At 42.9% G+C, this 15250-nt stretch carries 11 protein-coding genes; 10 read left to right on the forward strand and 1 reads right to left on the reverse strand.

Annotation, left to right across the window (positions count from 1 at the left end; all coding sequences use genetic code 11):
- The first annotated feature begins 22 nt into the window (after positions 1-22).
- From MTO98_RS06705 to MTO98_RS06740, 9 genes are all read left to right on the forward strand, one after another.
- A complete protein-coding gene (locus tag MTO98_RS06705) occupies positions 23-535 on the forward strand; it encodes a GNAT family N-acetyltransferase (protein WP_243485833.1) in 513 nt (170 codons plus the stop codon).
- 6 nt (positions 536-541) lie between these two features.
- The gene (locus MTO98_RS06710; RefSeq protein ID WP_243485834.1) at positions 542-970 is read left to right on the forward strand and encodes a MarR family winged helix-turn-helix transcriptional regulator; all 429 of its coding nucleotides are present in this window, start codon (positions 542-544) and stop codon (positions 968-970) included.
- Between the two features lie 123 nt (positions 971-1093).
- On the forward strand, positions 1094-2440 hold the full coding sequence (locus MTO98_RS06715) for a sigma-54 dependent transcriptional regulator (protein ID WP_243485835.1): 1347 nt from the start codon (positions 1094-1096) through the stop codon (positions 2438-2440).
- 653 nt (positions 2441-3093) lie between these two features.
- The gene (gene kdpF / locus MTO98_RS34400) at positions 3094-3171 is read left to right on the forward strand and encodes a K(+)-transporting ATPase subunit F (protein WP_083879072.1); all 78 of its coding nucleotides are present in this window, start codon (positions 3094-3096) and stop codon (positions 3169-3171) included.
- A gap of 9 nt (positions 3172-3180) precedes the next feature.
- The gene (gene kdpA, locus MTO98_RS06720; protein WP_243485836.1) at positions 3181-4896 is read left to right on the forward strand and encodes a potassium-transporting ATPase subunit KdpA; all 1716 of its coding nucleotides are present in this window, start codon (positions 3181-3183) and stop codon (positions 4894-4896) included.
- Between the two features lie 153 nt (positions 4897-5049).
- Positions 5050-7080, forward strand: a complete 2031-nt coding sequence (kdpB, locus tag MTO98_RS06725) for a potassium-transporting ATPase subunit KdpB (protein ID WP_243485837.1) — start codon at positions 5050-5052, stop codon at positions 7078-7080.
- A gap of 140 nt (positions 7081-7220) precedes the next feature.
- Entirely contained in the window at positions 7221-7787 is a 567-nt protein-coding gene (locus MTO98_RS06730; RefSeq protein WP_243485838.1) for a K(+)-transporting ATPase subunit C, read from the forward strand.
- Between the two features lie 306 nt (positions 7788-8093).
- Entirely contained in the window at positions 8094-9224 is a 1131-nt protein-coding gene (locus tag MTO98_RS06735; RefSeq protein WP_243485839.1) for a sensor protein KdpD, read from the forward strand.
- Positions 9225-9226: 2 nt separating this feature from the next.
- A complete protein-coding gene (locus MTO98_RS06740) occupies positions 9227-10948 on the forward strand; it encodes an ATP-binding protein (RefSeq protein WP_243485840.1) in 1722 nt (573 codons plus the stop codon).
- A 137-nt stretch (positions 10949-11085) separates the two neighbouring features.
- On the opposite strand, the gene MTO98_RS06745 is transcribed toward MTO98_RS06740, so the two are convergent.
- Positions 11086-11847 carry an NUDIX domain-containing protein gene (locus MTO98_RS06745; protein ID WP_243485841.1) on the reverse strand — a complete coding sequence of 254 codons (762 nt, stop codon included), beginning with the start codon at positions 11845-11847 and terminating at the stop codon, positions 11086-11088.
- A 190-nt stretch (positions 11848-12037) separates the two neighbouring features.
- Between MTO98_RS06745 and bglX the strand changes: the two genes are divergently transcribed.
- Positions 12038-14344 carry a beta-glucosidase BglX gene (gene bglX, locus MTO98_RS06750; RefSeq protein ID WP_243485842.1) on the forward strand — a complete coding sequence of 769 codons (2307 nt, stop codon included), beginning with the start codon at positions 12038-12040 and terminating at the stop codon, positions 14342-14344.
- The last annotated feature ends 906 nt before the right edge of the window (positions 14345-15250 follow it).

Below are 15250 nucleotides of genomic sequence, written 5' to 3' on the forward strand. Positions count from 1 at the left end.
GTAACAGAAAGCATAAACACAGATGAATACACTAATAAAACCTGATCTCGCTGCCATCAAGATCAGAAATAAATTACTTCCCGGCGATTTGGGCTACATCGCATATATTCACGGCGATCTTTACGCCAGAGAATGCGGGTATGGGTTGAATTTTGAAGCCTATGTGCTTCAGGGTTTAAAGGATTTTGCGCTTGAATATGATGAAGCCAAAGATAAAGTGTGGATTTGCGAACATGGGAACAGGATTGTCGGTTGCCTGGTGGCCCAGCACAGAAGTGATGCCTTACAATTGCGTTATTTTATCTTTTTGCCCGAGTACCGGGGCATTGGTTTAGGGAAAAAATTGATGACGGAGTTCCTGGAATTTATAAAGTCGGGGCCATACCGCAGTGCCTATCTCTGGACAACCGAAGAACAGTATTCGGCAATTGCTTTGTATACCCGGTATGGGTTTAAGCTCAGTGATAAAAAACCGTCAAATGCCTTCGGGAAAGAATTGATAGAACAACGCTACGATTTGGTATTAGATCAATAATCGCGCATGAGCATTCAACAACACATTCAGGAAATAAGAACATTTAACAGATTTTATACTGATCTTATCGGCTTGCTCGACAAGCATTTGCTTAATAGTGAGTATTCGCTCGCCGAAGCCCGGATCCTTTATGAAATATACACCGCAAAGCAAGTAAGCGCATCCGACATTATTTACAAATTAAGCATTGATAAAGGCTATTTGAGCCGGATTTTAAAGAAATTCGAGAAACAGGAATTAATTGCCAGGGTGCCCTCAAAAGAGGATGCCCGTGTGTCACTGCTTTCGCTTACCGGTACAGGTTTTAAAACTTTTCATGAACTCAATGAGGCGTCAGACCAACAAATAGCGGATTTAGTTTCGGCAATGCCGGTTAATCAGTTAGAAGATCTGATTAAACACATGAAAGCTATAGCCGGTTTGTTAAGGAAGTGAAGCCAGCGACATTATATTCAGATAAAACATTTTGGGTAGCTTATTAACGTTATTAATCAGCGCATCAGAAAATCCTTAAATCCTAAAAATCAAGGTTCAAAATAATTTGCCATATTTGCCACAATGCAAAAAGGTAAGCTATTAATTATTGATGACGAGGAACGTCTCCGCAACCTGCTTGCGCGTATTTTACAGCTGGAAGGCCATGAGGTAATTACCGCAGGTACGGGTAAAGAGGGGCTAAAAAAACTTCAGCAGGATAGCATACAAGTGGTGCTTAGCGATGTTAAACTACCTGATATTGATGGCATCACCCTTTCAGAAACCATCAAGAAAAATTATCCTAATACCGAGATCATCGTTTTAACTGCTTACGGTACCATTAACGACGGCGTAAAAGCCATAAAAGCCGGCGCGTTTGACTATATCACCAAGGGCGATGATAATGAAAAGATCATCCCGCTTGTGAGCAAGGCCATGGATAAGGCACTGCTGCAACAAAAAGTAGCCGAACTGGAAAGCAAACTCAATGATAAGTTTGGTTTTGACAGGCTTATTGGTAAATCAACTGCCATTAGCGATGTGATCAGGCTGGCCCAGAAAGTAGCCCTTACCGATACTACCGTTTTACTTTTAGGTGAAACCGGTACAGGTAAAGAAATTTTTGCCGAAGCCATTCACCAGGCCAGTAACCGCAGCGCAAAATCATTTGTGGCTGTAAACTGCAGTGCATTTACCAAAGAGCTGTTGGAAAGCGAATTGTTTGGTCATAAAGCAGGTTCATTTACCGGTGCTGTTAAAGATAAAAAAGGCCTTTTTGAAGAGGCCAATGGCGGCACCATTTTTTTAGATGAAATAGGTGAACTTGATCATGATCTGCAGGCCAAGTTGCTTCGTGTGCTGGAATCGCAGCAGTTCATCAAAATAGGGGATACCAAGCCCACCCAAGTTAATGTGCGTATCCTGGCAGCTACAAACCGTAACTTACTGAACGAGATTAATGACGGGCATTTTCGCTCGGATTTATATTACCGCTTATCTGTTTTTCAGATAACATTGCCGGCCCTGCGCGAGCGTAAGAAGGATATTAAACTGCTGGCCGAATATTTTATGCAGCATTTTGCACTTAAAGTAAAAAAGCAGGTGAACGTTTTGGGTGATGAGTTTATTGAAAAACTGGAAGCCTACGCATGGCCCGGCAATATCCGCGAGCTCAAAAATATAGTTGAACGAGCCGTGATCCTTACTGATAGTAAAGTACTTGATGAAAGCCTGCTGCCGTATGAAGTTCAGCAGCAACAGGTAAAAAGCGGTGCGCCGATTTCGGCGTTCGACCTTTCATCTGTTGAGAAACTGCATATTCAACGGGTGCTTAACCACACGCATGGCAACCGTGCCGAAGCAGCACACCTGCTAAATATTGGCGTAGCCACGCTGTACAGGAAGCTGAAGGAATATAATTTAGAGTGATTTCGGATTTCGGAATTTCGATTTCGGATTTTCTAAAGTTTTAACATACCATGCTGACGCCCGGCTCCAGCCCATAGCCGTTAACTTAAGGTAAAAAACCTCTCAAAAGCAGGGGAATGTGCGATTCCCCTCTCGAGAGGGGTGGAGGGGTGTGTTATTCTACGTGCGGCTTATCGCTTATATAACACACCCCTGCTACAACACGTTCCCACGCGCCCCCTCTCGAGAGGGGATTTTAAAACGCTTACGCCAAATTACTCCCCTAAGTTAACGGCTATGGCGAGGACGCGAGCGGCGGCGGTGCTTAAATTTGAAGCTGAAAGCTTCAGTTGTGCTTAACCACGGATTACGCTATCACTAAACCCGAGGTAGCTAACATATCTAAGCAAAACGCAATCCCACTTTGATAATCACCTATCAAAATGATAGTTCAATTCTTCCTGAATAAATAAACTAACATTCCTGTATTTATTTAAGTAATTGATTATCAATTATTTGAATTGGTTTTAATTTTTTTGGCATCCGCTTGGCAAAGCCCTTTGCAAAACACATAAAAATGGATGCTTTACTCACAATCGCTTATCTGGCCACATTTGTAGTGGTATTCTGGATCTTTTTTAAATCTGTAACATACTTCGAAAAAATCTAAAGTCATGGCAGCATTATTCATCGTAGCAATAGCCGTGTTCATTTACATGGTATACGTACTCCTCAAACCCGAAAAATTTTAAAATTAAACTATGAACACTGAACTAACGGGTGTAATTTTCACCTATCTGCTCACCTTAGCTATCGCCATTCCCCTTGGCCGTTACATGGCAAAGGTATTTAAGGGCGAAAAGACCTGGCTCGATTTTCTTGCCCCGCTTGATCGCTTTATTTTCCGCTTCAGCGGTATTGACACCAAACGCGAAATGAACTGGAAACAGCACCTGCTGGCCCTGCTTACTATTAACAGTGTTTGGTTAATATATGCTTTTGTTTGTTTGATGGCTCAAGGTCATTTGCCACTTAACCCTGACGGAAACCCCGGCCAGTCGGCAGATACAGCCTTCAATACCGCTATTAGCTTTTTAGTGAACTGCAACCTGCAGCACTATTCGGGCGAAAGCGGCGCTACTTATTTTACCCAACATTTTGTATTCATGTTCCTGCACTTTGTATCAGCTGCTACAGGTATCGCGGCGCTGGTAGTAGTGTTCAGGGCTATGAAAGATAAGGTCACAGATAAGCTGGGCAACTTTTGGGAGTACTTTGTGAAATCCATCACCCGCGTGTTGCTGCCTATTTCATTTGTAATAGCCATAATCTTCGCCTTTAACGGCATGACTACAAGTTACGCCGGTAAAGATACTTTCATCAGTATGCAGGGCGATACCGTTCACGTTTCACGCGGGCCGGTTGCGCCATTAGTTGCTATTAAACATCTGGGCACTAACGGCGGCGGCTGGTTTGGCGCTAACTCGGCCCATCCAATCGAAAACCCTAATTATTTAACCAATACTGTTGAGTTGTTTGCTCAAACCGTTATTCCAATCGCTTTGGTATTTACACTGGGCTTCTATCTTAATAAAAAGAAATTTGCTTATGTAATATTCGGTGTGATGACGCTGGGTATGCTCATGCTGCTGATCCCTACCATGAATGCCGAACTACACGGTAACCCTGCCATTGCAAAAATGGGCATCAGTCAGCCAACGGGCGCTATGGAAGGTAAGGAGGTAAGGTTCGGTCCGGCAAATTCCGCTTACTGGAGCATCATGACCACTATTATTTCTACCGGATCTGTAAACTCCATGCATGACAGCGCTATGCCTGTTTCGGGCACCATGATGATGCTTGGTATGATGATCAACTGTTTTTATGGTGGTTGCGGGGTTGGGATTCTCAACTTCTACATATTCATTATCGTGGCGGTATTTATTTCAGGCCTGATGGTTGGTCGTACGCCCGAGTTTTTAGGCCGAAAGATAGAGGCGCGGGAAATGAAAATAGCCTCATTGATTGCTTTGCTGCATCCTTTTATTATCCTGGTTGGCCTTGCAATTTCATCGTACTTTATCGTTCACGTAGCCGGTGCCGATTGGGCGGTTAAACCTTCGGCATGGTTAAATAATCCGGGTAATCATGGCTTTTCTGAAATGCTGTACGAGTATACTTCATCAGCGGCCAACAACGGTTCGGGTTTTGAAGGCTTGGGCGATGGTAATATTTTCTGGAATTACACCACAGGTATCGTAATGATATTGGGCAGGTTCCTGCCAATAATTGGTCCGCTGGCTATTGCGGGTTTATTGGCCAATAAGAAATATATACCTGAGTCGGCCGGTACGTTGAAAAGCGATACCTCAACTTTTGGGCTGATGATCTTTGCGGTGATCGTCATTATCGCTGCGCTGTCATTCTTCCCATCACTGGCTTTAGGTCCTATTGCTGAACATTTTTCATTGAATTAAAAAGCAGAAAAGGAAAAAGCTTTGGATTGTGCGATTCCCCTCTTGAGAGGGGCCGAGGGGTGTGTTTCTCAGCACGCTAAGAACACACCCCTACCACCGCAAAACCCCACGCACCCCCTCTCGAGAGAGGGGAACTAAAAAAATAGAAAAATCATGAACTCAAATCAAAATACATTGTTTCAGGGCGATCAGATGAGGGATGCTTTAAAGCAGTCCTTTATCAAACTAAATCCACGCATCCTGTTCCGCAACCCGGTGATGTTCACCGTGGAGATTGGCACGGTGATAATGCTCATTGTGAGTATATTTTCGCTGACAAATAAAGGTCAGGGTAGTTTCGCCTACAATTTTACAGTTTTCATCATATTACTGTTAACCGTGCTGTTTGCCAATTTTGCCGAGGCAATAGCCGAAGCCCGGGGTAAAGCCCAGGCCGAAAGCCTTCGTAAAACCCGCGAAGAAACACCTGCCCGCCTCCTGGTTAATGGTAAGGAAGAAAGGGTGATGTCATCACAGCTTAAAAAAGGTGATGTTTTCATTTGCGAAACCGGTGATAACATCCCTACCGATGGCGAGATCATTGAAGGTATTGCTACTATTGATGAGTCGGCCATTACAGGCGAATCGGCCCCGGTGATCCGTGAAGCCGGCGGTGATAAATCATCGGTAACCGGCGGTACCAAGGTATTATCTGATAAGATCAAAGTATTAGTTACCACCCAGCCAGGCGAAAGCTTTTTGGATAAGATGATTGCCCTGGTTGAAGGTGCATCACGCCAGAAAACCCCTAACGAGATAGCATTGACCATTTTACTGGCAGGTTTTACGCTCATCTTCGTTATTGTATGCGTTACGCTGAAACCCTTTGGCGATTACTCTAACACGCCCATCACTATAGCTGCTTTTATATCGTTGTTTGTTTGTTTGATCCCTACCACTATCGGTGGCCTTCTATCGGCCATCGGTATTGCCGGGATGGACAGGGCCTTACGTGCCAACGTGATCACCAAATCAGGTAAAGCTGTTGAAACTGCAGGCGATTTGGACACCTTATTGCTTGATAAAACTGGTACCATTACCATTGGTAACCGTAAAGCAACCAACTTTTACCCAACAGCAGGTGTGAGCGAACAAGATTTTGTAATGGCTTGTGTATTAAGCTCCCTGGCCGATGAAACCCCGGAAGGTAAGTCTATTTTAGAACTTGCCGAACAGGGTGCCCATAAACTTAAAATCCATGCACCTGCCGATTCTGTATTCATCAAGTTTACTGCCGAAACCCGTTCAAGCGGTTTAGATACTCCCGATGGTATGCGGATCCGTAAGGGAGCTTTCGATTCTATACGTAATATAGCTTTAAAAGCCGGTAATCCTTTCCCTGCAGACGTGGAAGAGCAAGTAAAAAAGATCTCGTCAAACGGTGGAACTCCATTGGTAGTAGCTAAAAACGAGAAGATCATGGGCGTTATCGAACTGCAGGATATCATTAAAACCGGTATTGCCGAACGTTTTGAACGTCTCCGTAAAATGGGTGTTAAAACCGTAATGGTAACAGGCGATAATCCGCTTACTGCTAAATTTATAGCTGAAAAAGCCGGTGTGGACGATTTTATTGCCGAGGCCAAGCCCGAGGATAAAATGAACTACATTAAAAAGGAACAGCAAGGCGGTAAACTTGTTGCCATGATGGGCGACGGTACAAACGACGCTCCTGCACTTGCCCAGGCCGATGTTGGCGTGGCTATGAACAGCGGTACACAAGCTGCTAAAGAGGCCGGTAACATGGTGGATTTAGATAACGACCCAACCAAGCTGATTGAAATTGTAGAAATAGGCAAACAGTTATTGATGACCCGCGGTACATTAACAACCTTTAGTATAGCTAATGACGTGGCTAAATACTTTGCCATTGTTCCGGCATTGTTCATGGTATCCATACCTGCTTTAAAGGCATTGAATATTATGGACCTGCACAGCCCGCAATCGGCTATCCTTTCGGCAGTGATTTTTAATGCTATTATTATTCCACTGCTGATCCCGCTGGCTTTGCGTGGTGTTGAATACAAACCGATAGGTGCAAGTGCCCTGTTACGCCGTAACCTGCTTATTTATGGTTTAGGTGGTATAATCATACCATTTATAGGTATTAAACTGATTGATTTAGCTGTTTCACTTTTTATATAGATGTGAGATGTTAGATATGAGATGTGAGACTTTTTTAAGTCGGAAGCTAATAGTACTTAATCAAAAGTTATCAATCATATTTCATATCTAACCATACAAGGTCTCATGTCTCAAATCTCATATCTCAAATCCAATTCAAAATGAAAACATATTTGTTGCCATCCATCAAGCTAACCTTAATACTAATTGTATTAACAGCGGGCATATATCCTTTAGCCATAGCAGGTATTGGTAAATTTACCCCGGGCAAAGGCGATGGTGAAACCATCACTTACAAAGGCCGCATAGTTGGTTACGCCAACATCGGTCAAAAATTTACTAAAGACGAATATTTCTGGGGCCGTCCATCAGCAGTTGATTATAATGCTGCCGGTTCGGGAGGGTCAAATAAAGGCCCTTCAAACCCTGATTACCTGAAACAGGTTGAAGGCCGTATTGAAGATTTTCTGAAACATAACCCTGGCATAACCCGCTCACAGATCCCTGCCGAATTGGTTACAGCATCAGGCAGTGGTTTGGACCCCGACCTTTCGCCGGCTGGTGCTAAAGTACAGGTAGCCCGTGTAGCCAAAGTCCGTGGGTTATCGGCCGATGCTGTAAGCAAACTGGTTGATGAGCATACTGAACAGCCTTTATTAGGCATGTTTGGCCCGGCTAAGGTGAATGTATTGAAGTTGAATGTGGCTTTAGATGAGTTGAAGAAATAGAAGCTTCTAATTTATGTCATTGCGAGGAGGAACGACGAAGCAATCGCACGGAAGCAAGGCCGCTCTGTATAGCATGCGATTGCTTCGTTCCTCGCAATGACATGGTTTAGATAATATTGATAACGAATATAAAAGCAAAAGCACCGGGACGTGCGATTCCCCTCTTGAGAGGGGCGGAGGGGTGTGTTGCTCGTCACGCGATGAAACACACCCAACAGCCGCGCTATCCCATCACTCCTCTCAAAGGGGGAATTAAAAAATAAAATTGATAAATTTAGAAGTCTCCCTTGTAAGAGGGATTGCCTTATGAACGAAGACACCAAAGAGCAATCGGTTGAGCATTTCCTGGAGCTGATCAAAAAATCGCGCCGGGGAAAGTTCAAGGTATATATTGGCATGAGTGCGGGTGTGGGTAAAACCTACCGCATGCTGCAGGAGGCCCAAGCCTTGATGCGCAATGGTATCGACGTGAAAATTGGTTACATTGAAACCCATAACCGGAAAGAGACCCACGCCCTGCTGGAAGGCTTGCCGGTAATACCCCGCCGCAAGTTATTTTACCGGGGAAAGGAACTGGAGGAGATGGACCTGAAGGCAGTGATCAGCCTGCGCCCGGAGGTGGTTATAGTTGATGAGCTTGCCCATACCAATATTGAAGGCAGCAGTAACGAAAAGCGCTGGCAGGATGTGATGGAGATATTAAATGCAGGTATCAATGTGATCAGCGCGGTGAACATACAGCACATGGAAAGCCTTAATGAGGAGGTGGAACGTATAACCGGCGCTACCATTCATGAACGTGTACCGGACAAGGTGTTGCAACTGGCCGATGAGGTAGTTAATATTGACCTTACTGCCGATGAACTGATAGAGCGTTTGAAGGAAGGCAAGATCTATGATGAAAAGAAGGTGCCGACAGCGCTAAACAACTTTTTTCAGGTAGAGCGAATTTTACAGCTGCGTGAATTGGCCCTGCGCGAGGTGGCCCACCAGGTAGAGCGGAAAATAGACATTGAGGTGCCAAAAACCATTAAGCTGCGGCCCGAGTTGTTTTTGGCCTGTATCAGCACTAATGATGAATCGGCTAAGGTTATTATCCGTAAAACGGCACGGTTGTCGTCATATTATCGCTCAAAATGGTATTTGCTGTATGTACAAACCTCACGCGAAAGCAGCGATAAGATTAACTTAGCCGCGCAAAGGCACCTGATCAATAACATGAAGCTGGCCACACAGCTGGGTGGCGAAGTGTTAAAGGTAAAAGACAACAACGTGGCCCGTACCATTTGGGAAACAGCCGAAAAATATGATATCACCACAATTTGTATTGGCAAGCCACGGTTTAAATTTTACCAGCTTATCATGAAAACAGCCGTGTTTACACAGCTACTTAATAAAATGTCGAAAACTGATATTGACCTTGTAATACTATCATAGCCATGACCATAAAAAATAAACTCCGGGCAGGGATCGGTTTCCTGTTTACTCTGGCATTAATATGCTGCGGAATGTCGATATATTTTCTTAATCAGCTCTCATCAGATGCAGGCGCGATATTGAAGGATAACTATAAAAGCGTACAGTATGTTCAGAATGTACTTACGATGTTAGATGCGCATCAGGGAAAGCTAACGCCGGAAGAAATAAAGGCCATTGATAAAAACATGGCAATGCAGGACCATAACGTTACTGAGGTTGGCGAGCGGCAGTTCACCGATTCGGCAAGGTTCACTTTTGAAAAACTGAAGGAAGCAAACAACAGTGGGCTTCAGCAAGGTCAGTTAAGCCTGAGACTTCGTCAGCATCTTTATAGTGTAATGCGCGTAAATATGGATGCCATATCACGCAAAAATGACATAGCTAATGCTACTTCAAAACGAGGATCGTTATTAGTAGCATTTTTAGGCGCATTTTTATTTTTGGTGGCATTCAGTTTCGCAGTAAATTTTCCCGGCTATATCGCCAATCCTATTAAGGAGCTAACAGCCCGCATTAAAGAGGTATCAAACAAGAATTATCACCAGCAGATCCATTTTGAATCTAACGACGAGTTTGGCGAATTAGGGCAAGCTTTTAATAACATGACCCGCAAGCTTGATGAGTTTGAGAACAGCAATCTCGCCAGCATTTTGTTTGAGAAAAGACGGATTGAAACCATTATTAACTCTATGCAGGATGCCATTATCGGCCTGGATGAAAAGCAAGTGATCATTTTTGCCAACCAGGTGGCCTGCAACCTGATAGGTATGAAGGCCAGTCAGCTCAATGGTGAGTATGCTCCTGACATTGCCTTAGAGAACGACCTTATGCGTAAGCTGTTAGTGAATGACCAGGCCAAGCTGCGCATTTTTGCCGATAACCATGAAGGTTTCTACTCGCGCGAGTCGTTATCTGTAAGCAGTAAGGATAAAGTGATAGGTAAGGTTATCATCCTCAAAAATATTACCGAATACCAGCAACTGGATGAAGCAAAAACTAACTTCATCGCTACTATATCACATGAGTTAAAAACCCCGATATCCTCCATAAAAATGAGCCTGAAACTGTTGGAAGATGAGCGTATTGGTAACGTAAACCCCGAGCAACGTCAGTTGATCAGTAATATTGACGATGACACCCGCAGGTTGTTGCTCATCACCGGCGAACTGCTGGATATGGCCCAGGTTGAAACCGGCAAGCTTCAGCTTAACTTTGGCAGCACACATCCTCAAAATATTGTGGATTACGCTGTGAAAGCTATCAAGTTTATTGCCGATCAGAAGCATGTAGACATTAAAGTGAAATGCGATGAAAGCCTGCCTAAAGTACATGCCGACCTTGACAAAACAACCTGGGTGCTGATTAACCTGCTTTCGAACGCTATAAAATACAGTCATGAAAAATCAACTGTTGAGCTGGTAGTTAAAAAGCATAAAAATGATGAAATAGAGTTTTCGGTTACAGATCATGGCAAAGGTATCGAAGATCAGTATCTGCCACGCTTGTTTGAGCGCTATTTTAAAGTACCTAACGCCACATCCGAGCAAAGCGGCACCGGTCTCGGTCTTGCTATTGCCAAGGATTTTATTGAAGCGCAGGCAGGCAAGATCAATGTTGAGAGTGAATTAGGTTCGGGGAGCACATTTTACTTTACGCTGAAAAGGGCGATAGCAGCAGCGTAGGTTGACTCTTATTAGCGGCAATGTATTTTTTTCTTAAAAAAAAGGAAGGGATTGCGCGATTCCCCTCTTGAGAGGGGCGGAGGGGTGTGTTTAACAAAGCGATCAATAAACGCTGTAAAACGCACCCCTGCTGTAAATTACCACCCTCCTTTAAACCCTTCGGTTAAAGCATGCTGATAATTTTCTATATCAAATGAATACAGGTATGGTGCCTTATGTGCGCCTCCTTTTCGGGGCTCTTCAGACCGGTTCAGGATGCCGAAAGCTAATATCCGGCGCTGAAAATTACGCCTGTCGAGCTTTTTACCTAAAATGGCCTCATATAATTTTTGCAGTTCGGGCATTGTAAATTCCCCGGGCATCAGGTTATAGCCTATAGGCTGGTAGTTAAGTTGTAAACGCAGGGCGTCTAAAGCGCTTTTATAAATCTTTTCATGATCCAGCTGCATTTCGGGCATATCATCCAGATCGCGCCAGGCGCAAAGTTCCGAAAACGGGTCAGGATGCGGTATAACGCCAAAAAAATCAACCAGTGCATAGTAGCCTATAGATATAAACCGGCCCGAAAACCAATTTTCTTCCTTTGGCAACATACCGGCGTACATGTCATTATGAACCTTTGAGCGGTCGGGGTCGCCAAATACACGAAACTGTTGTAAAAATATTTTGTCTAAACCGGTGCGCTCCTGTAATATCCTTACAGCGGCATTATCTATCGGTTCTTCCTTAAGTACGAAGCCTCCGGGCAGGTACCATTTTTCTTCGTCATTGGTTTTTAATAGCAGCACTTTCATTTGCCCTGCATGAAAACCAAATACAACACAATCAATAGAAATGTGGTTCACGTAGTTTTTGCGGGCGTCTTCGCTGTACTCAATAAGTTGCTGTTTACTTAACATTTGCGCTATTGTACAAATAAAGTTTGATTTTTTAATTATAATATTTACAATTGTGTACTTAATACACTATGGAAAATGCCTTGGCAATACCGTTTTAAAAATCATCAAAAATATTTAAGGGCGCAATGAAATGCCCTGATTATTAGTCATATTTGTTAACCAATTATTTACTACCCACATAAATTAAAAAATGAAAAAGTATTTTTCAAGCAGGCTCGTTATAGCCGTGATGCCGTTTTGCGTGGCGTTAATGCCTTATAATAAGGTGTTGGCACAAAGCAAAACCGAAGATGCAAAAATGAACGCCTATGTTAAAGGCCTGATGAGTAAAATGACCCTTGATGAAAAAATAGGGCAGCTTAACCTGGTAACCATCGGGGCGGCAACAACAGGATCGGTAGTAAATAAAGGGGTTGAAGAAAATATTAAAAAAGGATCAATAGGTGGTGTGTTTGGTGTTTGGGGCACGGCACAAACCCGCCAGATCCAGGATATAGCCGTAAAAAATTCAAGACTGCATATTCCGCTTATTTTTGGTTTGGATGTTATCCACGGGCATCGTACTATTTTTCCTATTCCGTTGGGTATGTCGGCTACGTGGGATATGGGCCTGATCAAGCAATCGGCACAAATTGCAGCAAAAGAAGCAACCGGCGAAGGTTTGAACTGGGTGTTTTCGCCAATGGTTGATATAGCGAGAGATCCGCGCTGGGGCCGTATCTCAGAAGGCTCGGGCGAGGACCCATGGTATGGTTCGCAGGTAGCCAAAGCTATGGTTCAGGGTTACCAGGGAGCCAATATGAAAGATGCTGATGCGGTAATGGCCTGTGTTAAGCACTTTGCGCTATATGGTGGCGCAGAAGCCGGTCGTGAGTATAACACCGTTGATATGAGCCGCATTAAAATGTACCAGGATTATCTGCCGCCATATAAAGCAGCAGTTGATGCAGGCGCAGGCAGTTTCATGAGCTCGTTCAACACGGTTGATGGTGTACCTGCAACGGTTAACCAATGGTTGTTAACAGATTTGTTGAGAAAACAATGGGGCTTTAAAGGTTTCGTGGTATCTGATTATACAGCAGTAAACGAAGTGATTGATCATGGCCTTGGCGATTTGCAAACGGTATCTGCCCTTGCCCTTAAAGCCGGTTTGGATATGGACATGGTAGGAGAGGGCTTTTTGAAAACTTTAAAAAACTCGCTTACTCAAAAGAAAATAACCCAGCAGGAAATTGACCTGGCCTGCCAGCGCGTATTGGAAGCCAAGTATAAATTGGGCTTGTTTGATAATCCTTATAAATCGATGGATGCCAATAAGGAAGCTAAAGAAGAGCTATCGACTGCAAACCGTGCTGCCGCAAGGGAGATCACTAAACACTCCTTTGTATTATTAAAAAATGATAACCAAACACTTCCGTTAAAAAAAGGTGGCAGTATTGCATTGGTAGGCCCGTTGGCCGATAATCACCGCGATATGCTGGGTACATGGGTTATTGCCGGCGAATGGGAGAAATCAGTAAGCGTAATGGAGGGTATTAAAAATGTGGTGGGCAACAATGTTACTATTAATTACGCCAAAGGTGCTAACGTAACTGAAGACAGCCTGTTTATTAAAAGGCTGAACTTTGGCCCTGGGATGGTTTCTTTAGATGCTAAGCCTGCCGATGAACTGCTGAAAGAAGCAGTTGACGCTGCCAAAAAATCTGATGTGATTGTGGCCGTGGTCGGCGAATCGCAAAGCATGTCGGGCGAGTCGTCAAGCCGTTCGGATATTGATATTCCTGAAAGCCAGAAAAACATGCTAAAGGAACTTTCAAAATTGGGCAAGCCAATGGTGATCGTTTTGTTTAACGGCCGCCCGCTTACTTTAACCTGGGAGGATAAACACGCTAATGCTATACTTGACGTTTGGGCACCGGGTACCGAGGCCGGTAATGCTATAGCAGATGTATTATTTGGTGACTATAACCCTGCAGGTAAATTAACAGCTACCTTCCCGCGTAGCGTAGGCCAGATACCTATCTATTATAACCACAAAAATACAGGCAGGCCGTACAAAGGTGGTCCTTCAAAGTTCAGGTCAAATTATCTTGATATTTCAAATGATCCGCTTTATCCGTTTGGTTACGGTTTAAGTTATACAACCTTTAACTACAGTGCGGTTAGCGTAAGTAAAAATAAATTGAAGGGAAATGAAACCTTAACGGCTACTGTTACTGTTACGAATACCGGCAAATATGCCGGCGAAGAAGTGGTACAATTGTACATCAGCGATCCTGTTGCAAGCATCAGCCGTTCGGTAAAAGAACTTAAAGGCTATCAGAAAATAAGCCTGCAGCCAGGGGCTTCAAAACAGGTAAGCTTCAACATTACCCCTGAGCAATTAAAGTTTTATAACAGCCAGCTTAAGTACGATTGGGAGCCTGGTGAATTTGTTGTGCAGGTAGGCACAAATTCGGCAGATACGCATAGTGCATCGGTTTGGTGGGCTAAATAATGCCATTTAAAGTATAATACATTTTTGGCACTTTGTTAAAAATAGCAAAGTTATTTTTTGATACACAAAAATATCTGGACAGCACCGGTAAGCAAATTTTACCGGTGCTGTTTTATTTTAGAAAAAGTGTGTAAAATGTTGTGTAATTGATGTGAAATCGATTGCAATAAATGTTAATTGAACATTTATTGTTCGAAAAGCACCGCTTGTGTAAATGTAAATTCAACATTTATTAATGTATAATTAATAATAAATGTTGCCCTGACAGTATTGCAATGTATGATGATATTTTAACACTTTTGTAAATTGCAGCAATTTGTCTTTGTGCATTAAAATTGAATCAAAATATTGAAGGTAACATATCCGTTACCCTTATATTTATTGTTTTAATAAATTTTGCAGAACGGTTATTGAACAATAGCAACATTTTTACAATGCGATATTTTTAAAAAAATAAGTCATGTGTTAATAATGTGTTAATGAAAAGTGTTCGATTTGTAATTTTAGTGGATAAATCGACCAATAAATAATTAATTTATAAATCTGCTTTTCTTACTTGTGTATCCAGTACACACTAATTACATTAGTTCCATAGCCAATATAAATTTCTGTTAAAACAGAAATCGCCCAAAATCTAATATTATTATAACATTTCAACTTTAAAACTGCTTCAGTTGCGGAAGCATAAAAAAGGTGAAAAAACGGATAAAAAGTTTAAAATTTATACGAGAGAAGATCATATGATAAAACTTTTACATTTTTTACTTTCCCCCACTTCATCTTTAACCAATCTGTTTAACAGGGCTCATCTCACAATTGCCCCGCTAAAATTGGTTACCCGCAAGTGTGCAATTTTTCATTTTAAAACATAGCACCCCAGTTATCGACTTAAAAGCTTAAATCAAA

It is taken from the genome of Mucilaginibacter sp. SMC90, assembly GCF_022811725.1.
Lineage (GTDB): Bacteria > Bacteroidota > Bacteroidia > Sphingobacteriales > Sphingobacteriaceae > Mucilaginibacter.

Bases quoted from the DNA above. Each gene is read 5' to 3' on its own strand.
- MTO98_RS06735 (WP_243485839.1), top strand. From the start codon at position 8,094: ATGAACGAAGACACCAAAGAGCAATCGGTTGAGCATTTCCTGGAGCTG.
- kdpF (WP_083879072.1), top strand. From the start codon at position 3,094: ATGGCAGCATTATTCATCGTAGCAATAGCCGTGTTCATTTACATGGTA.
- MTO98_RS06705 (WP_243485833.1), top strand. From the start codon at position 23: ATGAATACACTAATAAAACCTGATCTCGCTGCCATCAAGATCAGAAAT.
- kdpB (WP_243485837.1), top strand. From the start codon at position 5,050: ATGAACTCAAATCAAAATACATTGTTTCAGGGCGATCAGATGAGGGAT.
- bglX (WP_243485842.1), top strand. From the start codon at position 12,038: ATGAAAAAGTATTTTTCAAGCAGGCTCGTTATAGCCGTGATGCCGTTT.
- MTO98_RS06745 (WP_243485841.1), bottom strand. From the start codon at position 11,847: ATGTTAAGTAAACAGCAACTTATTGAGTACAGCGAAGACGCCCGCAAA.
- MTO98_RS06710 (WP_243485834.1), top strand. From the start codon at position 542: ATGAGCATTCAACAACACATTCAGGAAATAAGAACATTTAACAGATTT.
- kdpA (WP_243485836.1), top strand. From the start codon at position 3,181: ATGAACACTGAACTAACGGGTGTAATTTTCACCTATCTGCTCACCTTA.
- MTO98_RS06715 (WP_243485835.1), top strand. From the start codon at position 1,094: ATGCAAAAAGGTAAGCTATTAATTATTGATGACGAGGAACGTCTCCGC.
- MTO98_RS06730 (WP_243485838.1), top strand. From the start codon at position 7,221: ATGAAAACATATTTGTTGCCATCCATCAAGCTAACCTTAATACTAATT.
- MTO98_RS06740 (WP_243485840.1), top strand. From the start codon at position 9,227: ATGACCATAAAAAATAAACTCCGGGCAGGGATCGGTTTCCTGTTTACT.